19 protein-coding genes are annotated in these 19899 nt (G+C 67.3%); 15 read left to right on the top strand and 4 right to left on the bottom strand.

Annotated elements, in window-relative coordinates; translation table 11 throughout:
* Positions 1 to 27: 27 nt before the first annotated feature.
* The 4 genes from NS365_RS03440 to NS365_RS03425 all read left to right on the top strand — a co-directional run bounded on the left by NS365_RS03440 (position 28) and on the right by NS365_RS03425 (position 4759).
* Positions 28 to 1698, top strand: coding sequence for an AMP-binding protein (locus NS365_RS03440; protein ID WP_058598875.1), 1671 nt, complete (start codon positions 28 to 30; stop codon positions 1696 to 1698).
* Positions 1699 to 1867: 169 nt separating this feature from the next.
* A complete protein-coding gene (locus NS365_RS03435; RefSeq protein WP_058598874.1) occupies positions 1868 to 2572 on the top strand; it encodes a GntR family transcriptional regulator in 705 nt (234 codons plus the stop codon).
* Positions 2573 to 2790: 218 nt separating this feature from the next.
* The gene (locus tag NS365_RS03430; protein WP_058598873.1) at positions 2791 to 3555 is read left to right on the top strand and encodes a GNAT family N-acetyltransferase; all 765 of its coding nucleotides are present in this window, start codon (positions 2791 to 2793) and stop codon (positions 3553 to 3555) included.
* Between the two features lie 253 nt (positions 3556 to 3808).
* Positions 3809 to 4759: a dihydrodipicolinate synthase family protein gene (locus tag NS365_RS03425; protein ID WP_058598872.1), complete on the top strand. Its 951-nt coding sequence runs from the start codon at positions 3809 to 3811 to the stop codon at positions 4757 to 4759.
* 75 nt (positions 4760 to 4834) lie between these two features.
* On the opposite strand, the gene NS365_RS03420 is transcribed toward NS365_RS03425, so the two are convergent.
* Positions 4835 to 5878: an Ldh family oxidoreductase gene (locus NS365_RS03420; RefSeq protein ID WP_058598871.1), complete on the bottom strand. Its 1044-nt coding sequence runs from the start codon at positions 5876 to 5878 to the stop codon at positions 4835 to 4837.
* 251 nt (positions 5879 to 6129) lie between these two features.
* Here NS365_RS03420 and NS365_RS03415 point away from each other — a divergent pair, with 251 nt between their 5' ends.
* From NS365_RS03415 to NS365_RS03380, 8 genes are all read left to right on the top strand, one after another.
* Positions 6130 to 6936, top strand: a complete 807-nt coding sequence (locus NS365_RS03415; protein ID WP_058598870.1) for a transporter substrate-binding domain-containing protein — start codon at positions 6130 to 6132, stop codon at positions 6934 to 6936.
* Positions 6937 to 7011: 75 nt separating this feature from the next.
* Positions 7012 to 7677, top strand: coding sequence for an amino acid ABC transporter permease (locus NS365_RS03410; protein ID WP_058598869.1), 666 nt, complete (start codon positions 7012 to 7014; stop codon positions 7675 to 7677).
* A gap of 10 nt (positions 7678 to 7687) precedes the next feature.
* Positions 7688 to 8341 (top strand): amino acid ABC transporter permease, encoded by a 654-nt coding sequence (locus NS365_RS03405; RefSeq protein ID WP_058598868.1) that lies wholly within the window; start codon positions 7688 to 7690, stop codon positions 8339 to 8341.
* Positions 8334 to 9056 carry an amino acid ABC transporter ATP-binding protein gene (locus NS365_RS03400; protein WP_019994681.1) on the top strand — a complete coding sequence of 241 codons (723 nt, stop codon included), beginning with the start codon at positions 8334 to 8336 and terminating at the stop codon, positions 9054 to 9056. The genes NS365_RS03405 and NS365_RS03400 overlap by 8 nt, the downstream gene beginning before the upstream one ends.
* A 1-nt stretch (position 9057) precedes the next feature.
* Positions 9058 to 10311: an NAD(P)/FAD-dependent oxidoreductase gene (locus NS365_RS03395; RefSeq protein ID WP_058598867.1), complete on the top strand. Its 1254-nt coding sequence runs from the start codon at positions 9058 to 9060 to the stop codon at positions 10309 to 10311.
* A 45-nt stretch (positions 10312 to 10356) separates the two neighbouring features.
* Positions 10357 to 11358, top strand: a complete 1002-nt coding sequence (locus NS365_RS03390) for a 4-hydroxyproline epimerase (RefSeq protein WP_058598866.1) — start codon at positions 10357 to 10359, stop codon at positions 11356 to 11358.
* Positions 11355 to 13040, top strand: coding sequence for an aconitase X (locus NS365_RS03385; RefSeq protein ID WP_058598865.1), 1686 nt, complete (start codon positions 11355 to 11357; stop codon positions 13038 to 13040). The genes NS365_RS03390 and NS365_RS03385 overlap by 4 nt, the downstream gene beginning before the upstream one ends.
* Positions 13041 to 13053: 13 nt before the next feature.
* A complete protein-coding gene (locus NS365_RS03380; RefSeq protein WP_058598864.1) occupies positions 13054 to 14082 on the top strand; it encodes a trans-3-hydroxy-L-proline dehydratase in 1029 nt (342 codons plus the stop codon).
* Here the strand turns inward: NS365_RS03380 and NS365_RS03375 are convergent.
* Complete coding sequence (locus NS365_RS03375; RefSeq protein ID WP_058598863.1) at positions 14079 to 14483, bottom strand: winged helix-turn-helix transcriptional regulator; 405 nt, start codon at positions 14481 to 14483, stop codon at positions 14079 to 14081. The genes NS365_RS03380 and NS365_RS03375 overlap by 4 nt on opposite strands.
* Before the next feature lie 73 nt (positions 14484 to 14556).
* On the opposite strand from NS365_RS03375, the gene NS365_RS03370 reads away from it, so the two are divergent.
* The 3 genes from NS365_RS03370 (at position 14557) to NS365_RS03360 (ending at position 17857) form a co-directional block, all read left to right on the top strand.
* A complete protein-coding gene (locus tag NS365_RS03370; protein ID WP_082684390.1) occupies positions 14557 to 15417 on the top strand; it encodes an SDR family oxidoreductase in 861 nt (286 codons plus the stop codon).
* A gap of 268 nt (positions 15418 to 15685) precedes the next feature.
* Complete coding sequence (locus NS365_RS03365) at positions 15686 to 16906, top strand: MFS transporter (protein ID WP_082684389.1); 1221 nt, start codon at positions 15686 to 15688, stop codon at positions 16904 to 16906.
* Positions 16907 to 17011: 105 nt separating this feature from the next.
* Positions 17012 to 17857, top strand: a complete 846-nt coding sequence (locus NS365_RS03360; RefSeq protein ID WP_058598862.1) for an MBL fold metallo-hydrolase — start codon at positions 17012 to 17014, stop codon at positions 17855 to 17857.
* A gap of 96 nt (positions 17858 to 17953) precedes the next feature.
* On the opposite strand, the gene NS365_RS03355 is transcribed toward NS365_RS03360, so the two are convergent.
* Both NS365_RS03355 and NS365_RS03350 read right to left on the bottom strand, forming a co-directional pair.
* Positions 17954 to 18616: an OmpA family protein gene (locus tag NS365_RS03355; RefSeq protein WP_058598861.1), complete on the bottom strand. Its 663-nt coding sequence runs from the start codon at positions 18614 to 18616 to the stop codon at positions 17954 to 17956.
* Between the two features lie 143 nt (positions 18617 to 18759).
* On the bottom strand, positions 18760 to 19671 hold the full coding sequence (locus NS365_RS03350) for a DMT family transporter (RefSeq protein ID WP_058598860.1): 912 nt from the start codon (positions 19669 to 19671) through the stop codon (positions 18760 to 18762).
* Positions 19672 to 19899 lie beyond the last annotated feature (228 nt).

Here is a 19899-nt window from a genome sequence, read left to right as displayed (position 1 = left end):
CGGAACGGGGCATGGGAGGAGGCGGATATGAACAAGCCATGGCTGGCGCGTTATCCCGAGGGTATGCCGGCGGAGCTCGGCCCCGTGCCCTATGAGACGCTGGCCGATCTCCTGAACGAGGCGTTCCGCAATTTCGCCGGGCGTCCCGCCTTCCGCCTCATGGGCGTCGATCTCACCTATTCCGACCTCGACCGCGCCTCCACGCGCTTTGCGGCCTATCTTCAGGGCCTCGGCCTTCAGCCCGGCGATCGCATTTCGCTGATGATGCCCAATATCTTCCAGTATCCCGTGGCCGTAGCGGGCGCGCTGCGGGCGGGTCTGGTCGTGGTCAACACCAACCCGCTCTATACCCCGCGCGAACTGGCCCATCAGCTGAACGATTCGGGCGCTCGGGCGATCGTCGTGCTCGAAAACATGGCCCATACGCTGGAGCAGTGCCGCGCCGAGGTGCCCGCGCTGGAGCATGTGGTGGTGACTTCAGTCGGCGACATGCTGCCGGGGTTGAAGGGGCATCTCGTCAATTTCGTGCTGCGCTACGTCAAGCGCGCCGTGCCGGCCTATCGCTTGCCGGGCGCGGTTCGCTGGCGCCAAGCGTTGAGCCAGGGCGCGGGCGGGCGCTTCATGCCCATCCGGCGCACGGCCGAGGAGCCGGCGATCCTGCAATATACCGGTGGCACGACGGGGGTCGCCAAGGGCGCGGTGCTGACCAACCGCAACATCGTCTCCAACGTGCTCCAGTCCGAACTCTGGAACCGGCCGGCGACGCGCCTCGTGCCCTCGAGCGATCAGGTGGTGACCGTCTGCGCGCTGCCGATCTATCATATTTTCGGCTTCACCGTGAACATGATGCTGTCGCTGCGCCAGGGCGGCTGCAATCTCCTGATCCCCAATCCACGTGATATTCCCGCCGTCATCAAGACGCTCAAAAGCGGGCCGTTTCATCTCTTTCCCGCCGTCAACACGCTGTTCGGCGCGATCGCCCGGCACAAGGACGCCGCCAGCGTCGATTGGAGCCATATGGTCATGTCGCTCGGCGGCGGCATGGCCGTGCAGAGGGCGACGGCGGAAAAATGGCTGGCCCTGACGGGCAAGACGATCTGTGAGGGCTATGGCCTGTCGGAAACCTCGCCGTCCGCCGCCTGCAACATCGTGACCAGTCGGGACTATACGGGCACGATCGGCTATCCGCTGCCGTCCACCGAGTTCTCCATCCTGTCGGACGACGAGACGCATCTGCTGCCGGGCGAGGCCGGCGAGATCGCCATTCGCGGGCCGCAGGTCATGATCGGCTACTGGAACCGCCCGGAGGACACGCGCCGCGCCTTCGCACCCGGCGGGTGGTTCAAGTCCGGCGACATCGGCATCATGGACGAGACGGGCGCAATCCGCATCGTGGATCGCAAGAAGGACATGATCAACGTTTCGGGCTTCAACGTCTATCCCAACGAGATCGAGGATGTGGTGACGCGGATGCCGGGCGTGGCGGAGGCGGCCGTGGTCGGCGTGCCCGACGAGAATTCGGGCGAGGCGGTGAAGCTCTTCCTCGTTCGCTCCGACGAGGGCCTGAGCGCCGAGGCCGTGAAGCAATATTGCCGCGAGAACCTGACCGGCTACAAGCGCCCGCGCGAGATCGAGTTCCGCGACGAACTGCCCAAGAGCGGCGTCGGCAAGGTGCTGCGCCGGGCGCTGCGCGATTGACATTTTCTGCGCAGGCCGGCGGCGGACGGGCTGACGACGCACCTGGGACTTTCTTTCATCCATTGGATAAGGTTTGTATGCAGGCGCCGAAGCGGCTATCGCGGAATGGGCCTTGCGCGCCGGTTCGGCGGGGAGCCGCCCGAAGCGACCCGCCACACGAGGACCTGTCATGAGCGAGCCAGCCGACACGCCCGCGCCCGAGCGCAAGCGCGGCTCCGGCGTGAAAATGGTCTATGACCTCCTGCGCGACGAGATCCTCGACCTCGTCCTGCCGCCGGGGAGCCCGATCGACGAGGTGCAACTGGCCGAGCGCTTCGGCATGTCGCGCACGCCGATCCGCGAGGCCCTGGTGCGCCTGTCGGGCGAGGGGCTGGTGCACACGCTGCCGAACCGTTCGGCTGTTGTCGCCCATATCGACTTTCTGAACCTGCACACGTTCTTCGATGCGTTGGTGCTGATGTACCGCGTCACCACGCGGCTCGCCGCCGAGCATCACCGGCCCGAAGATCTGGAGCCGATCCGCGCGCGGCAGGCCGAGTTCGCCCGCGCGGTGGCCGATCAGGACGCGCTGGCCATGATCGCCACCAACGCCGCCTTCCATTCCGCCATCGCGGAAGCGGGGCGAAACCCCTATTTCCTCGGCCTGTTCAACCGCATCCTGGACGAGGGGCGGCGCATCCTGCGCATCTACTACAATTCCTATGAAGACCGCCTGCCACAGCAGTTCGTGGACGAGCACGAGGAGATCATCCTCAAGATCGCCGCGCGCGATCAGGACGGGGCCGACCGCCTCGCCCGCATCCACGCCGAGCAGATCGTGCGTCAGGTGCAGACGCTGTTCTCGCGCGGCGGCCAGCTCGACATCGCACTTTGAGCGGATCGCCCCTTCGAGACCGAGGGGGGCGGGAGCGGTCGTGGCTTGCGTCCTCAGCCGAGTTCGAAGGCGACATGCCATCGGGTTCCACGGCGGAAGCCGTCTCCTGGAAGCCGGCGGGGATTTGATGATATTGCCATCGAATGCGACACCGGGGGGCGACAGCCGGAATTTCGATGGGAGGTCATCAACAAGCCGCCTGCGGGCATGGAACGCGGTTGGATGCACTCGCCGCTCCCGGCGCGTCCCGGCAGGCTCTGGATGAGGCCGCGTCCGATCTCTTCGCCCTGTTCCTTCAGCGCGAGGCCGAGTTCGGCGTTCATTCCTCCGTCACCATCCACTATCCCGACCTGACCGACCTGTCGGCGAACGGGTTTCTGCGGGATGCGGCAGGCCATGTCGCGCGGCAGGCCGATGCCATGGCGCAGGACGGCGTGCCCGCCCGGCGGATCGTTATCCTGACGACCTACGGCGGCATTGTTACGTCCTCGTTGGAGGCTGCAGGCTATCGGGTTTTGCCGATCGATATGCCAGCCGGGCCGGACGGCACGTGCGCTTTCCTGCTGGGCCCCGACGAACTGCCCGAAGGGCTGCGAACGCTCTATGTCGAGGCGGTGAACGAAGCGGACGAGAAAATCCGGCCGACCTTCGTTCTCACCTTGAAAGACGACGCCGGCACGTTGCTCGGCGGCGCATGCGGCTCGGTTCACGAACGGGACGGGCGGCGCTACGCCTATCTCTCGACGTTGACGACCGCATCTCATGCGGCCAAGGGCACCGGGACGATGCTGGCGGGCGAGCTTCTGCGGTTCCTGAAACGGGACGGGGTCCACGCCGTCCATCTGGGAACCCAGACCGCCGCCCGCTTCTACCAGAAGATGGGCTTTCGCACCGACCACCGTCTGGTGCAGGGGATGCGCACCCGCCTGGTGAACGGGCAGGAGATCCGGGACGATCTGGTGATGTTGTCGATGGAACTGTGACGCCGCGACCCGGCGCGAGGAACAGTGTTCTTCGGTTGGCGGAATGCGAGGACGCGCGTCTGTCGCCGACCGATATGAGTCCCGCTGGAGGGCAAAGGCCGTCTCGTTCTGCGGGGCGGCCTTTTTGCTTTCGGGGACTGCGCAACCCATCAAAATCTTGTCGACAAATAAAATGCAATGCGCGATAGTTCGATGAGAACGGCGGGAACGATGGCTTGAAGCTCACCGCTGGGGTCCCACGAGGAGTTTACAGGTGAAGGCTCAGATCTTTTCCGGCGTCATTCCCGCCCTGATGACGCCCTGCAAGGCCGACCGCACGCCCGACTATGACGCGCTGGTGCGCAAGGGTCAGGAGCTGATCGCGGCCGGCATGTCCGCCGTGGTCTATTGCGGCTCCATGGGCGACTGGCCGCTCCTCACCGACGAGCAGCGCATGGAAGGCGTCGCGCGCCTGACCGCCGCCGGCATTCCGGTGATCGTGGGCACCGGCGCGGTCAACACCGCTTCGGCCGTCGCCCATGCCGCCCATGCGCAGAAGGTCGGCGCCAAAGGGCTCATGGTGATCCCGCGCGTTCTCTCGCGCGGCTCGGTGATCCCGGCCCAGCGCGCGCATTTCAAGGCCATCCTCGCGGCCGCGCCGGATCTGCCGGCGGTCATCTACAACAGCCCCTATTATGGCTTTGCGACCCGCGCCGATCTCTTCTTCGCCTTGCGCGCCGAGCATTCCAATCTCGTCGGCTTCAAGGAGTTCGGCGGCCCGGCCGACATGCGCTACGCCGCCGAGACGATCACCAGCCGCGACGATGGCGTCTCGCTGATGATCGGCGTCGACACGGCCGTGACCCATGGCTTCATCAATTGCGGCGCGACGGGCGCGATCACCGGCATCGGCAATGTGCTGCCGAAGGAAGTCATCCAGCTCTGCACCCTCGCCCAGAAGGCGGCCACCGGCGACGCGCTCGCCCGCCGGCAGGCCAAGGAGCTGGAAGAGGCGCTCGCCGTCCTCTCCTCCTTCGACGAAGGCCCGGACCTCGTTCTCTACTTCAAGCACATGATGGTGCTGAAGGGCTTTGCCGAATACACGCTCCACTTCAACGAGAGCGACGAACTCAGCGAAAGCCAGCGCGGCTATGTCGAAGCGCAGCTGAAGCTCTTCGACACCTGGTATGCCGACTGGTCGAAGCGCGAAGGCCTCGCGGCCTGATCGCCGCTGCACCCTGAATTCAAAAGGGCGGGTCTCGCAGGAGGCCCGCCCTTTTGTGTTTCGCTTGCGTTTGCCTCAGAGCGCCACGGCGTCGAGCCCTTCGGCTTCGAGCCGGTCGAGCTGGGCGCGTTCGCTGGATGAGAGCGTGATGCCGTCCCGCTCCGACACGGCGCGCGCGGCGAAGCGGCGCTGCGAGGGCAGGCGCGCGCCCTGGCCGACGATCGCCTCGAACAGCGTTTCGGCCCGCGCGAAGGGATCGCCCTCGCGACCCGCTGCGAAGCGTTCCGGCGAGAAGGCGAGGATCAGCTCGCCATGGCTGGGCGAGAGATTGGTGGAGCCGAGCTGGCGCAGCGATTCGAGGCTGGTCAGATCGCCGATCATGATGCCGGCCAGAAGCTCGATCATGGTGGAGATGGCCGAGCCCTTGTGTCCGCCGAAGGTCAGCATCGCGCCGGCGAGCGCCGCTTCGGGGTCGCGCGTCGGCTGGCCGGCGGCGTCGAGCGCCCAGCCCTCGGGCAGCGTTTCGCCGGCGCGCCGCTTCAGCTCGATCTCACCGCGCGCCGCCACCGAGGTCGCGAAGTCGAAGACATAGGGCTCGGCGTCCCGGCGCGGCCAGCCGAAGGCGAGGGGATTGGTGCCGAGCAGCGGCTCCTTGCCGCCCGTCGGCGCGACGGTGGCATAGCTCGGGCAGAGCGCCAGCGCGGCGAGCCCATGGGCCGCGACCGCCTCCACCTCCGGCCAGAGCGCGGAAAAATGCGTGCAATCGTTGATCACCAGCGCGGCGATCCCGAGCCTTCGCGCCCGTTCGGCCAGATGCGGCAGGCCGAGTTCGAAGGCCGGGTTGGCGAAGCCCCCCTTGGCGTTGACCCGAAGGATCGTCGAGCCATCGTCGGGCATGAGTTCGGGTACGGCATCCGCCTGCACCTTGCCGGCCTTGACCGTGCGCAGCGCGCCCTCGATCCGGTAGATGCCGTGCGACTTGCAGGCGTCGCGCTCGCCGGCCACGATGACGCGCGACAGCGCGCCGGCCTGCACGGCGTTCAAGCCGCCCTTGCGAAAGATCGCCTCGACGCGGGCGAGAAGCGCAGGGACGGACAGGGCGTCTAGGCTGGCGGTCATGGGCCGATCCTTGGCGTCTGAGGCCGGACATGGGGCCGGCGGATAATTTTGCATACAGCAAGAATATCGAAAACGGGAGCTTTCGCCTCCCGTGCACTGCACAAGAACCGATCCTGCCGCTTCCCTTCGCAAGTGCAAAAAATTCGAGCAGGGAAGGGGTCTTGCACACTTGTTGTATTTTCTGTTTGATGTCCTCATTCGGGGGCCGGCGATCCGCAGCGCCTGAGGCCGACACAACAAGGGGACAGCGCATGAAGACCAAGGCCATCGTACTCAGCCTCTTGGCTGCCACTGCCTTCGCTGGCGCGGCCAAGGCCGACAAGCTGGACGACATCATCGGTTCGGGCACGCTGCGCTGCGCGGTGGTTCTCGACTTCCCACCCATGGGCTCGCGCGATGCGGCCAATAACCCGGTCGGCTTCGACGTCGATTACTGCAACGATCTGGCAAAAGCCCTCGGCGTCACCGCCGAGATCGTCGAGACCCCGTTCCCAGAGCGCATTCCCGCGCTGATGTCGGGCCGCGTCGATGTCGGCGTCGCCTCGACCTCCGACACGCTGGAGCGTGCCAAGACGGTCGGCATGACCATTCCCTATTTCGCCTTCGAGATGGCTGTGACCGCCAACGACAAGTCGGGCGTCAAGTCCTTCGAGGACATGAAGGGCAAGACCGTCGGCGCGACCGCCGGCACCTACGAGGCCATCGCGCTGGAAAAGCAGGTGAAGGAATGGGGCACGGGCACGTTCCGCCCCTATCAGACACAGGCCGACGTCTTCCTGGCGCTGAGCCAGGGCCAGCTCGACGCGACCGTTTCCACCTCCACGGTGGCGCAGGCCAATGTGAAGACCGGCAATTTTCCCGGCATCTCGGTGGTCGGCAAGGCGCCCTTCGACATCGACTATGTCGCGCTCTTCACCAACCGCGAAGAATACGGCATGATCAACTACCTGAACCTCTTCATCAATCAGCAGGTTCGCACCGGCCGCTACAAGGAACTCTACGAGAAGTGGGTCGGCGGCGAGGCTCCGAGCCTGACCGTGCCCGGCGTTTATCGCTAAGCTCTTGCCTCTGCCCGGCGGCGCGTGGGGGCCTCCCCCTCGCGCCGCCGGCTTTTTCCCGAGGGCGCGACGGCCATGTTCAACTATTCGTTTCGATGGAATCAGGCCCTCAAGGCCCTGCCGCAGATGCTGGACGGCGCGCTCGTCACGCTTCAGGTGGCGCTCCTGTCCATGGCGATCGGCCTCGCCTTCGCCATTCTGCTGACCCTGTTTCGCCGCTCCGACAGCCGCATCCTCAAGGGCTTCGCGACGACCTGGGTGGAAGTGGCGCGCAACACGCCCGCGCTCTTCCAAATCTACATGGCGCATTTCGGCCTCGGGGCCTTCGGCATCCATCTCAGCCCCTATCTCTCGCTGCTCGCCGGCATCGCCTTCAACAATGCCGGCTATCTCGCCGAGAATTTTCGCGGCGCGCTGAAGGCGATCCCCGAGACGCAGGCCCGCGCCGGGCGCTCGCTGGGCATGAGTTCGCTTCAGGCCTTCCGCTTCATCGTCCTGCCGCAGATGCTGCGCATCGCCTTTCTGCCGATCACCAACCAGATGGTCTGGGCCATTCTCATGACCTCGCTCGGTGTCACCGTCGGCATGAACACCGATCTCGCCGGCATCACGCAGGAGCTGAACGCGCGCTCCTTCCGCACCTTCGAGTTCTTCGCCATCGCCGCCGTCATCTATTACGTCATCGCCAAGGCCGTGACGCTCGCCGCGCGCCTCGTCGCTTGGCGCCTGTTCCGGTCCTGAGGGTCGCGCCATGTTCGATACGGCTCTGACCCTCAACGACCTCATTTTTCTCGCCCAAGGCGCGGGCATGACGCTGGCCGTCACCGGCGTCGCCGTCACGGCGGGCACGCTGCTCGGCATCCTGTTCGGCGTCCTGCGTTTTCAGCTGGGAGCCATCTGGTTCGCGCCGCTGACCTTCGTCCTCGACATCTTCCGCTCCGTGCCGCTCCTGATCCAGCTCGTGCTGGCCAACGCCTTCCAGTCCATCGCCAAGCTCGGCTGGCCGCCCTTCACCACCTCCTGCGTCGTGCTCTCGCTTTATGCGGCGGCCTATTGCACCGAGATCGTGCGCGGAGCCATGGCAGCCGTGCCGCCCACCACGCGCCGCGCGGCGCGCTCGCTCGGCATGACCTGGGGCCAGGACCTTCGCTATATCGTCGCGCCGCTGGCCACCCGCGTCGCGCTGCCCTCCTGGATCGGGCTGACGCTCGGCGTCATGAAGGATTCGGCGCTGGTGCTCTGGCTCGGCCTGATCGAGCTTCTGCGCGCCTCGCAGATCCTCGTCACCCGCCTTCAGGAACCGCTGTTCATCCTCATGATCTGCGGTCTCATCTACTTCCTCCTGAGCTTCCCGGTCGCTCGGCTCGGGGCCTATCTCGAAAGGCGCTGGTCTCCCCATGATTGAGATCCGGAACGTGCGCAAATCCTTCGGCCCGCTGGAGGTGCTGAAGGGCATCGACCTCACCGTCGCCAAGGGTGAGGTGCTGACGATCATCGGCGGCTCGGGTTCGGGCAAGTCGACGCTTCTCACCTGCATCAACGGGCTGGAGCCGATCGATTCCGGCTCCATCCATATCGACGGCACCGAGGTCCACGCCAAGAGCACCAATCTCGACAAGCTGCGCCAGAAGGTCGGCATCGTGTTTCAGCAATGGAACGCCTTTCCGCATCTCACCGTCATCGAGAACGTCATGCTCGCGCCGCGCAAGGTTCTGGGCCTCTCCAAGGCCGAGGCCGAGGCCATTGCGGTCAAGCAGCTCGGCCATGTCGGCCTGGGCGACAAGCTCAAGGTCTATCCCGGCCGTCTCTCGGGCGGCCAGCAGCAGCGCATGGCGATCGCCCGCGCCCTCGCCATGAGCCCGGAATATATGCTCTTCGACGAGGTGACCTCGGCGCTCGACCCGATGCTGGTCGGCGAGGTGCTCGATACGCTGCGCATGCTCGCCTCCGAAGGCATGACCATGATCTGCGTGACGCACGAGATGAAGTTCGCGCGCGAAGTGTCGGATCGCGTCGCCTTCTTCCACAAGGGCGTCATGGCCGAAATCGCCCCGCCCGAAGAGCTGTTCGGCGCGCCGAAGAACCCGGAAACGCAGACCTTCCTGGCGGCGACGCACTGACATGACCTCATCCCCTTCCGCCCAGCCGGATGTCGCGGTCATCGGCGCGGGCGTCATCGGCCTGTCGATCGCGCTGGCGCTTCAAGCGCGGGGCCTCAGCGTCACCGTTCTCGACCGCGAGGGGCCGGCGGCCGGCGCTTCGGCCGGCAATGCAGGTGCCTTCGCCTTCACCGACATTCTGCCGCTTGCCTCGCCCGGCATCCTGAAGAAGGCCCCGCGCTGGCTGCTCGACCCGCTGGGGCCGCTCAGCGTGCCGCCGCGCTATGCGCTGGAGATTACGCCCTGGATGCTGCGCTTCTGGCGCGCCTGCCAGCCGGACCGCGTGGAGGCCGCGACGGCGGCGCAGACCGCGCTGATGGATCTCTCCAAGGCCGAGCTGGAGCCCTTCCTGGAGGCGACGGGCACGCTGGGGATGCTGCGCAAGGAAGGCAACCTTCAGGTCTATGAATCCCAAGCCGAACTGGATGCCTCGCAGCCCGGCTGGGCTGCGCGGGCGCGGCACGGCATCGAATTCCGGCATATGAATGCCGCCGAGATGGCGGCGATCCAACCCGGCCTGTCACAGCGCTTCACCCACGGCACATTCACGCCCGGCTGGTTTTCCATCGCCGATCCCAAGGACTACGTGCTGGCGCTGGCCGAACGGTTTCGGGCGGGCGGCGGCGTGATCGAGCGCGCGAGCGTTTCGGCGCTGAAACCCGACGCGGCTGGCGTCGCGATCGAGACCGAAGGCGGCTCCCGGCGCGCCGGCCATGTGGTGGTCGCGGCCGGGGCCTTCTCGCATCGCATCGCGCAGACGCTCGGCGAGCGCATTCCGCTCGAAACCGAGCGCGGCTACAACACGACGCTGCCCGCCGGCGCGTTCGATCTGCGCACGCAAATCACCTTCGGCGGCCATGGCTTCGTCGTCACGCGCCTGTCCTCCGGCGTGCGCGTCGGCGGCGCGGTGGAACTCGGCGGCCTGTCGCTGCCGCCGAACTTCAAGCGCTCCGAATCCATGCTCGCCAAGGCCAAGCAGTTCCTGCCCGGCTTGCAGACGGAGGGCGGACAGCAATGGATGGGCTTCCGCCCGTCACTGCCGGACTCGCTGCCCGCCATCGGCCCGGCGCGCGCTTCGCGGCACGTTACCTACGCCTTCGGCCACGGCCATCTCGGCCTCACCCAGTCGGCCGGCACGGCGCGGCTGGTGGCCGATCTCGTCTCGGGGCGTCCGTCCGCCATCGATCCGACACCCTTTTCGCCGCAACGCTTTTGATCCGCGCGCGGCGCGCCCGACACATTATCGATTGAGGTCCGGCCCATGGCCAACCATACGTTTTCCTGTCTCGACGGTCACACCTGCGGCAATCCCGTCCGCCTCGTGTCGGGCGGCGGTCCGCTTCTCAATGGCGAGACCATGCTGGAGAAGCGCGCGCATTTCCTGGCCGAGTTCGACTGGATTCGCACCGGGCTGATGTTCGAGCCACGCGGCCACGACATGATGTCGGGCTCGATCCTCTACCCGCCGACGCGGCCCGATTGCGACGTCGCCGTGCTCTTCATCGAGACGTCCGGGTGCCTGCCCATGTGCGGCCATGGCACGATCGGCACGATCACCATGGCGATCGAGAACGGGCTGATCCAGCCGCGCGAGCCCGGCAAGCTCTCCATCGACGCGCCCGCCGGCAAGGTGGATATCACCTACCGCCAGGAAGGCCGCTTCGTGGAAGAAGTGCGCCTCACCAACGTGCCGGGCTTTCTCTATGCTGAAGGGCTCACGGCCGAGGTCGAGGGGCTGGGCGAGATCGTGGTGGATGTCGCCTATGGCGGCAATTTCTACGCCATCGTCGAGCCGCAGAAGAATTTCCGGGACATGGCCGATTTTACGGCCGGCGAGCTGGTCGGCTTCTCGCCCAAGCTCCGCGCCGCGCTCAATGCCAAGTATGAGTTCGTCCATCCCGAGCACCCGGAGATCCAGGGCCTCAGCCATATCCAGTGGACGGGCGTGCCGACGGTCGAGGGCGCGCATGCGCGCAACGCCGTGTTCTACGGTGAAAAGGCGATCGACCGCTCACCGTGCGGCACCGGCACCTCGGCCCGCATGGCGCAGCTGGCGGCCAAGGGCAAGCTTCAGGTCGGCGACGAGTTCGTCCACGAATCCATCATCGGCTCGCTCTTCAAGGGCCGCGTCGAGGCGGCGGTGAGCGTGGCGAACCGTCCGGCCATCATCCCCTCCATCGCCGGTTGGGCGCGCCAGACGGGCATCAACACGATCTTCATCGACGATCGCGATCCGTTCGCGCATGGCTTCGTGGTGAAATGAGCGGCGCGGCCCTCGCCATCCTGGACGGCCGGGCGGACGGCCCGATCCTGGCGCTCTCCGAGCCTTTGAGCTTCTGGGGCGGGGTGGACCCGGCGACGGGCCGCATCATCGACGTCCATCATCCCGCCCATGGCGCCTCAGTGTCTGGCGCGGTCCTGATGATGCCGACCAGCCGGGGCTCCTGCACCGGCTCCGGCGTGCTTCTCGATCTCGTGCTGGAAGGGCGCGCCCCGGCGGCGCTGGTGTTTTCCGGGCCGGAGGACGTGCTGACGCTGGGCGCGCTGGTGGCCGGCGAACTGTTCGGCCGATCGCTACCGGTGTTCCGCCTGTCCGAGGCCGATTTCGCGGCTCTGGCACAAACCCCGTGCGCGCGGCTCGGGCCGGAGGGCATCGAGGCCGAGGGGCTTCGCCTTGCGGTCGAGCCTCTGTCCGCCACGGACCTCACCCTCAGCGACCATGACCGATCCTGCTTGGCCGGCGAGCGGGGTGAGGCGGCGCGGCAGGCCATGCGCATCCTTTGCGCGGTGGCGCGCCAGCAGGGGGCCGAGGCGCTCACGAATGTCTCGCGCGCCCATATCGATGGCTGCATCTATGCCAGCCCCGCCAACCTGACCTTTGCCGAAAAGATGGAAGCGCTCGGCGCGCGCGTCGCCATCCCCACCACGATGAACGCCATTTCGGTGGACCGCGAGAACTGGCAGCGGCAGGGCGTGCCCGATGCCTTCGGCTCGCCCGCCGCGCGCCTCGCCGACGCCTATGTGCGCATGGGTGCCAGAGCGAGCTTCACCTGCGCGCCCTATCTGCTCCCCGACGCGCCGGAGAAGGGCGAAGCCATCGGCTGGTCGGAATCCAACGCCGTGATCTATGCCAACTCGGTGCTCGGTGCGCGCACGGCCAAGCACCCGGACTTTCTCGACCTCTGCATCGCGCTGACCGGCCGCGCGCCGCTCTCGGGTGTCTATCTCGGGGAGCATCGCCGCGCTCGCCGTGTGCTTCATATCGAAGCGCCGGATGGGGCAAACGGAGCCTTCTGGCCCGTGGTCGGCTATCTCGCGGGGCTCGCCTCGCCCGATCGCATTCCGCTCCTGACAGGCCTCGCCGCGCTCGCGCCGACGCCGGATGATCTGAAGGCGCTTTGCGCGGCCTTCGGCACAACCTCGGCCGCGCCGATGCTGCATGTGGAAGGCGTGACGCCCGAGGCCGCCGGCACGGCGCTGCCCGAGGCCGATCACGTCACCATCACCCGCGCCGATCTGGCGACAGCCTGGGAGCGCCTGAACGGCGGCCCGGCGAAAATCGATCTCGTCGCCCTCGGCAGCCCTCATGCCTCGCTCGCGGAATGCCGCGCCCTCGCCGAGGCGCTGGACGGGCGACATCGCGCGGACGGCGTGTCGGTGATCGTCACGGCCGGGCGCGACACGATCGCGGCCGCCCGTGCGGACGGCACGCTGGCGCGGCTCGCATCGAGCGGCGTCGAGGTCCTGCCCGATCTCTGCTGGTGCTCGATCTCGCGGCCGGTCTTTCCCGAGCGGGCCAAGGTGGTGCTGACGGATTCCGGCAAATACGCCCATTACGGGCCGGGTCTCTCGGGCTGCACGGTGCGGCTCGGCACGCTGGAGGATTGCGTCGAAGCCGCGCTGACGGGCCGTGCCCTGCCGCGCCTGCCGGTCTGGCTCGGCTGAGGAGGAATACACGATGCGCAGCATCAAGACGGTTCACGTCATCTCGGCCCATGCCGAAGGAGAGGTCGGCGACGTGATCGTCGGCGGCGTCGCCCCCCCGCCGGGCGACACGCTCTGGGCGCAGAGCCGCTTCATCGCCAGCGACAACAGCTTGCGCAATTTCGTGCTGAACGAGCCGCGCGGCGGCGTCTTCCGCCATGTGAACCTGCTCGTTCCCCCGAAGAACCCGAAGGCGGACGCGGCCTTCATCATCATGGAGCCGGAGGACACGCCGCCCATGTCGGGTTCCAACTCGATCTGCGTGGCGACTGTGCTGCTCGACGGCGGCATCATTCCCATGACCGAGCCCGAAACCCGGCTCACTCTGGAAGCGCCGGGCGGGCTCGTGCCGGTGCGCGCCGAATGCCGGGACGGCAGGGCGCAGCGCATCTTCGTGGAAAATCTGCCGAGCTTCGCCGACAAGCTGGACGCTTCGCTCGACGTGCCGGGCGTTGGGCCCCTCCGCGTCGATACCGCCTATGGCGGCGACAGTTTCGTGATCGTGGATGCCGAGGCCCTGGGTTTCAAGCTGGTGCCCGAGGAGGCGCATGAGATCGCGCGGCTCGGCGTGCGCATCACAAAGGCTGCCGACGAGCAGCTTGGCTTCCACCACCCGGAGAACCCGGACTGGCGGCATTTCTCCTTCTGCCTCTTTGCCGGGCGCGTGGAGCGGACGGCGGAGGGCCTGCGCGCGGGCGCGGCGGTCGCCATCCGACCCGGCAAGGTGGATCGCTCGCCCACCGGCACCGCGCTCTCGGCGCGCATGGCCGTGCTCCACGCGCGGGGAGAAATGACGGAAGCGGATAGCCTCACCGCCGTGTCGCTGATCGGCTCGACCTTCACGGGCCGCATTCTGGGTCCGGCACAAGTGGGCGGCCGACCCGCCATCCGGCCGGAGATTTCCGGGCGCGGCTGGATCACCGGCATCCACCAGCACATGCTCGACCCCGCCGACCCCTGGCCGGAAGGCTATCGCCTGACGGATACGTGGGGCGCGCGCTAGGCGCTTCGCCGACCCGCCTCATCCCGCGCGTCGAGGATCGCGGGCAGACTGGTTTCCACCCAATCCACCAGATCGCGAACGCGCCGGGCGGCCTGACGGCCCAGATCCGTCAGCGAATATTCGACATGCGGGGGCACCGTGTCGAAGGACGTGCGGCGCACCAGGCCGTCGCCTTCCAGCGCCTTTAGGGTCTGGGCCAGCATCCGCTCGCTCACCCCGTCGATCCGGCGGCGCAGGGTGCTAAACCGGAACGTACCTTCTTCCAGAACGATCAGAATCAGAACGCCCCATTGGCTGGTGAGATGACGGAGCACCGCGCGGGACGGGCAGGCGGCGGCCAAGACATCGCCGCGCCTGATCCTGTCGGACAGGGTGGAGCCGACCTCGGAGGAAATTTCCATACGAACCTTTTTGTGCGTACTTATCTTTCGTAAGCATCCTGTTTAGGTCTTGGCGATCGATCCAGCAAGGAGATTGATCGTGAGCATTGCCATCACCGGCGCCACCGGCGCGCTCGGACGTCTCGTCCTTCAAGACCTCGCCGCCCGCCGCCCGAACCAGACGGTGCTCGCCCTCGCGCGCTCGCCCGAGAAGCTGACAGAGGCCGGCATCGAGGCGCGCCGCTTCGACTACAGCGACCCGGCGACGCTGGCCCCGGCGCTGGCGGGCGTGTCCACGCTGCTGCTGATTTCCTCCAGCGAGGTTGGCCAGCGCGAGGCGCAGCATCGCGCGGTGATCGCGGCGGCCGAGGCGGCCGGCGTCGGCCATATCGTCTATACGAGCCTACTCCATGCCGACCGCTCGGCCCTGTCCCTGGCGGCCGAGCATCTGGCGACGGAAGCGGCGCTGCGGGATTCCGGCCTCCCCCACACGATCCTACGCAATGGCTGGTACACCGAAAACTACATGGCCTCCGTGCCCCCGGCGCTGGCGCATGGCGCCTTCATCGGCAGCGCGGGCGAGGGGCGCATTTCTTCGGCGGCGCGGCAGGATTATGCCGAGGCGGCGGCCGTGGTGCTGACCGAAAGCGGCCACCAAGGGCAGATCTATGAACTGGCCGGCGACGAAGCCTATACGCTGGCCGACCTCGCGGCCGAGCTGTCCCGCCAGTCGGGGCGCAGCATTCCCTATATCGACATGCCGGAGGCCGATTACGCCGGCGCCCTGACCGGCGCGGGGCTGCCTGCCGCGATGGCAGAGGCTTTCGCGAGCTACGACGCTAAGGCGGCAGAGGGTGCGCTGTTCGATGACGGGCGCGCCTTGTCGCGCCTGATCGGCCGCCCGACCACGCCGCTCTCCGCCAGTGTGGCGGAAGCGTTGCGGCAGGCTGCATGATATCAGGCGCGGCGCGGGGCGACATCCTCGCGCCGCGCCCGCCGCGAAGGGTTTCACGTGAAACAGTGGGGCGACGGATTGCCGCAGGCGTGGGTGCTCCGTTCTCCGGCTTCGCTCCAACGGTGCTCATATCGCCTCTTTGATAAGGTTGGCGAAGTTTCAGCTCCGCCACGTCCTATCTGCATGGCAGGCTTGCAATTTTCGGGGTAGTGATGGCGGCGACGCCATGGTGTCGCTGAGAGACGCGAACCCTATCAGGCGGCATTTCATGGACCTTTCCGTTCCCTCCTCCGTGCGGGAGGGCGGCGCGGCGGCTTCTCCCGCGCCGCGCGCGGGCCTGACGCTCGCCGCCCTTTCGCTCGGCTCCTTCACCATCGGCTGCGGCGAGTTCGGCATCATGGGCCTCCTGCCCAACATGGCGGACGATCTCAAGGTGACCATCCCGCAGGCGGGACTTCTGGTCACGGGCTATGCGCTCGGCGTCGTCTTCGGCGCGCCGCTGCTCGCTGTTCTCACCTCACGCTGGGAGCGGCGGCGGGCGCTGATCCTCCTGTCGATGGTCTTCGTGATCGGCAATCTCGCCTGCGCGCTCAGCCCGACCTATGGCCTGCTCATGGCCGCGCGCGTCTTCACGGCGCTGGCGCATGGCACCTTCTTCGGCATCGGCGCGGTGCTGGCCACCGAGATCGCCCGGCCGGGGCGCGAGGCGCAGGCCATCGCCATGATGTTCGTCGGCATGACGCTTGCCAATGTCTTCGGTGTGCCGCTCGGCACGTTCATCGGCCAGGAATATGGCTGGCGCGCGCCCTTCTTCATTGTGACGGCGCTGGCTCTTCTCACCTCGCTGGCGCTTTTCCTCTTCGCCCCGCAAAGCCATCCGCGCTCCGGCGTGCGCTTCAAGGACGAACTGCGCGCGCTCGGCCGGGGGCCGGTGCTGATGGCCATGAGCCTCAGCGTGCTCGCCTCCAGCGCGCTCTTCACGCTCTACACCTATATCTCGCCGCTTCTCTCGGAGGTGACGGGCATCGCGCCCGAGCGCGTGCCCTATCTCCTCCTGATCTTCGGCGTCGGCATGACCTTCGGCAATGTCATCGGCGCGCGGCTGGGCGACTGGAAGCTGATGCCTGCCATTATCGGCATGTTCGCCGCCATGAGCCTCGTTCTCGTCGCCATGCATTTCTGGGCGGCCGACACGGTGCCCATGCTGACGCTGCTTCTGATCTGGGGCGCGCTGGTCTTCGGGCTGGCCTCGCCCATCCAGATGCGCATTGTGGCGACGGCGAAGGGCGCGCGCAATCTCGCCTCCACCGTGAACCAGAGCGCCTTCAACCTCGGCAACGCGTTCGGCGCCTGGATCGGCGCCATGCTGATCGCCTACGGCATTTCCTACGCCATGCTGCCGGTGGCCTCGGCCATTCTGGCCGGCCTCGCGTGCCTCATCGCGATCATCAGCCACCGCGCCGACAAGCGCGGGACCATGGAGGCTTGAGCCTCCATCGCTTGGCCGGCTGAGAGATCAGCCGGCCAAGGGCGGGAGCAAAGGGGCGGCCGCTCTCGTTGCGCCGGGGTCATCCCTCGAACGGAGAGACCCGGCATGGCCGTCCAGATACCGCTTGGCGAGGAAGCGCGCGCGCCCGAACGGGTGCTGGCGAACGACGTGCGTGAGGTGCGCCCCGACCTCGCCTATCTCAGAACCATCCTCGTCAATGTCGCCTTTGTCGGCCTGCCCGAGGCGGGCGACCGAGCCTGGGTGCTGATCGATTGCGGCATCATCGGCACCAAGGGGCAGATCAAGGAGGCCGCCGCCGCGCGCTTCGGCGAGGGCGCGCGGCCCGCCGCCATCCTCCAGACCCACGGCCATTTCGACCATATCGGTGCGCTGGAGGATCTGGCCGCCGAATGGGACGCGCCGGTCTTCGCCCATCCGCTCGAAGCGCCGTTCCTGACCGGGCGCGAAAGCTATCCGCCGTCGGATACGAGCGCCGATGGCGGGATCATGCCGAAGCTCGCGCCGCTCTTCCCGCGCTCGCCGGTCGACGTCTCTCGCCATCTTCGTTTGTTGCCGGATGATGGCAGCGTGCCCACTCTGCCGGGCTGGCGCTGGCTCCATACGCCGGGTCATACGCCCGGCCATGTCTCGCTCTTCCGCGACGAGGACCGGACGCTGATCGCGGGCGATGCCGTGATTTCGACAGGGCAGGAATCGGCCTATGAGGTGGCGGTGCAGGCGCTCGAGATGCACGGGCCGCCGCGCTACTTCACGCCGGACTGGACGGCCGCGCGGGACTCGGTGCGCAAGATCGCGGCGCTGCGGCCGGAGCTGATCGTCACCGGCCATGGGCGGGCGCTGGCAGGCGCTGCGATGCGCGAGGCGCTGGACCAACTGGCCGATCGGTTCGACGCGATCGCGCCGCCCGAGGCGCGGCGAACGGCCCTTTGACGCCTGACGCGCGCATGAAAAAAGGGCCGCCCGGACGGACGGCCCTTGGGATCGAAGCAGCGGGCGGATTTGTCCGCGCGAGGCCGAGACCTGGGCTTAGCCTGCGCGCAGCGGCGAGATGGAGATTTCGACGCGGCGGTTCTGGGCGCGGCCCGCTTCCGTCTGGTTGGAGGCGACCGGGCGCGACATGCCGTAGCCCTGCACGTTCAAGCGGCGCGGGTTGACGCCCTGGCTCTGGAGGAACTGCGCGACCGAGCCGGCGCGGCGCTGCGACAGGGCGAAATTGTAGCTCTGATTGCCGACATTGTCCGTGTTGCCGGCCACATCCACGATCGACTGATCATACTTGTTGAGCACGATCGCGACCGACTGAAGCGTCGGGTAGAACTGCGAGCGCACCTGATCCTGGTTCGTGTCGAAGGTGATGTTGGAGGGCATGTTGAGGATGATCTGGTCGCCATTGCGCGTGACCGAGACGCCGGTGCCCTGGAGCTGGGCGCGCAGGTCCGCCTCCTGGCGGTCCATATAGGCGCCGATGCCGCCGCCGCCGATGGCGCCGATGCCGGCCCCGATCAGCGCGGCGCGGCCGGGATCGGTGCCTGTCGCGCGGCCGACGAGATAGCCGCCGAGCGCGCCGGCGCCGGCGCCGATGCCCAGACCCCCGGCCGTGTTGGAGAGCTTCTGCTCGCCGGTATAGGGATCGGTGGTGCAGCCGGCGAGGAGGGAGCCGGCGGCGAGCACGAGGAGAAGCTTCTTCATGGAAATTCCAGCCTTCCGATGGTCGGGGCCATTCTACGGGCGCCCGTCAGGATCGTTCGGAATGCGCTAGAAAACAGTCTGGGCTGGATTGGGGCTGACGCTCCGGTTTTTCCACAGGCGTGGCCGAAGCGTCACAGGCTCCATCAAGCGAGTTTTACCCGAGGTGAAGGGGGCGAAACGGGCGCGGAAACCTTCGGCCCGGAGAAGATCACGGCATTGCCGGCGAGCGTCAGCGCGAGGCCGATCAGGCTCGTCAGCGTCCAGTGATAGGACTCGAAGACGCTGGAGAGCGTCAGCGCGACGATCGGAAACAAGACGGTGGCATAGGCCGCCCGCGCCGAGCCGATGCGCGCGACCAGCATGAGATAGGTCGTGAAGCCGATCACCGAGCCGATCACGGCGAGATAGGCCAGCGCCGCGACATAGCGGCCGCTTGGGGGGGCGATGAGCGGGGTGCCCGTCAGAGCCACGAGGGCAAGCAGGATCAGCGCGCCATAGGTCATGCCCCAGGCATTGGCGGTGACCGGGGCAAGGCCCGCCGCGCTGTTTCGCCGCGACACCATATTGCCGAAGGAGAAGAACAGCGTGCCGAGGGCGGCGAGGCCGACGCCCTTCAACGTCTCGGCATCGAAGCTCACGAAAATGTCCGGCCCGAACAGGACGAGAAGGCCGGATGCGCCGAGACCCGCCGCGAGCAGCGCACGGGGCGTGATCGGGTCACCGAAGAAGAGCCGCGCGTTCACGGCGTTATAGACCGTCGCCAGCGAGAAGATCACCGAGATCAGCCCCGAGGGCACGTAAGCCGCCGCCTTGTAGAAGCAGAGGAAATTGCAGCTGAAGAGGCAAAGCGCTTGGAGGAGGACGAAGGGCTGATCGCGCCGCTTGGGGATCGTCAGCCTGCGCATGGCGGCCAAGACGGCCAGAAGGATGAGCCCGGCCAGCGCGAAGCGATAGAAGACGGAGACCGGCACGGGCACCGGCCCGACCTGAAAGGCGATGGCGATCCAGGTCGTGCCCCAGATCAGGACGGTGGAGAGAAAAAGCGCGGCGTTCATGGTGCGTCTCCGGTCGCAAAGAATGGGAGCGTCCCAAGGAGCCGCGTGGTTCGCAGGGCGGGTTGGCGGGTGCGGGGGGCGCCTGCCACGCGGCGAGACTGGCCGCCCGCGTCATCAGGCTGGAACCGGTTCCGCACGCAGCCCATGCCTGCCCGTTCGTGTAGGACGGCACGGCCCTGCTCGGCCCCGGCTCAACCTCGCCGCTACCACCCACCCTTGTCCGTTCAC

Origin of the sequence: Aureimonas ureilytica, assembly GCF_001475935.1 — a bacterium.
GTDB lineage: Bacteria > Pseudomonadota > Alphaproteobacteria > Rhizobiales > Rhizobiaceae > Aureimonas > Aureimonas ureilytica_A.
This window is presented reverse-complemented; position numbering and strand designations above follow the sequence as displayed.

What these genes read in the sequence shown, in the direction of transcription:
- NS365_RS03440 (WP_058598875.1), top strand. Translation starts at nt 28, where the DNA reads ATGAACAAGCCATGGCTGGCGCGTTATCCCGAGGGTATGCCGGCGGAG.
- NS365_RS03435 (WP_058598874.1), top strand. Translation starts at nt 1,868, where the DNA reads ATGAGCGAGCCAGCCGACACGCCCGCGCCCGAGCGCAAGCGCGGCTCC.
- NS365_RS03420 (WP_058598871.1), bottom strand. Translation starts at nt 5,878, where the DNA reads ATGACCGCCAGCCTAGACGCCCTGTCCGTCCCTGCGCTTCTCGCCCGC.
- NS365_RS03415 (WP_058598870.1), top strand. Translation starts at nt 6,130, where the DNA reads ATGAAGACCAAGGCCATCGTACTCAGCCTCTTGGCTGCCACTGCCTTC.
- NS365_RS03410 (WP_058598869.1), top strand. Translation starts at nt 7,012, where the DNA reads ATGTTCAACTATTCGTTTCGATGGAATCAGGCCCTCAAGGCCCTGCCG.
- NS365_RS03405 (WP_058598868.1), top strand. Translation starts at nt 7,688, where the DNA reads ATGTTCGATACGGCTCTGACCCTCAACGACCTCATTTTTCTCGCCCAA.
- NS365_RS03400 (WP_019994681.1), top strand. Translation starts at nt 8,334, where the DNA reads ATGATTGAGATCCGGAACGTGCGCAAATCCTTCGGCCCGCTGGAGGTG.
- NS365_RS03395 (WP_058598867.1), top strand. Translation starts at nt 9,058, where the DNA reads ATGACCTCATCCCCTTCCGCCCAGCCGGATGTCGCGGTCATCGGCGCG.
- NS365_RS03390 (WP_058598866.1), top strand. Translation starts at nt 10,357, where the DNA reads ATGGCCAACCATACGTTTTCCTGTCTCGACGGTCACACCTGCGGCAAT.
- NS365_RS03385 (WP_058598865.1), top strand. Translation starts at nt 11,355, where the DNA reads ATGAGCGGCGCGGCCCTCGCCATCCTGGACGGCCGGGCGGACGGCCCG.
- NS365_RS03380 (WP_058598864.1), top strand. Translation starts at nt 13,054, where the DNA reads ATGCGCAGCATCAAGACGGTTCACGTCATCTCGGCCCATGCCGAAGGA.
- NS365_RS03375 (WP_058598863.1), bottom strand. Translation starts at nt 14,483, where the DNA reads ATGGAAATTTCCTCCGAGGTCGGCTCCACCCTGTCCGACAGGATCAGG.
- NS365_RS03365 (WP_082684389.1), top strand. Translation starts at nt 15,686, where the DNA reads ATGGACCTTTCCGTTCCCTCCTCCGTGCGGGAGGGCGGCGCGGCGGCT.
- NS365_RS03360 (WP_058598862.1), top strand. Translation starts at nt 17,012, where the DNA reads ATGGCCGTCCAGATACCGCTTGGCGAGGAAGCGCGCGCGCCCGAACGG.
- NS365_RS03355 (WP_058598861.1), bottom strand. Translation starts at nt 18,616, where the DNA reads ATGAAGAAGCTTCTCCTCGTGCTCGCCGCCGGCTCCCTCCTCGCCGGC.
- NS365_RS03350 (WP_058598860.1), bottom strand. Translation starts at nt 19,671, where the DNA reads ATGAACGCCGCGCTTTTTCTCTCCACCGTCCTGATCTGGGGCACGACC.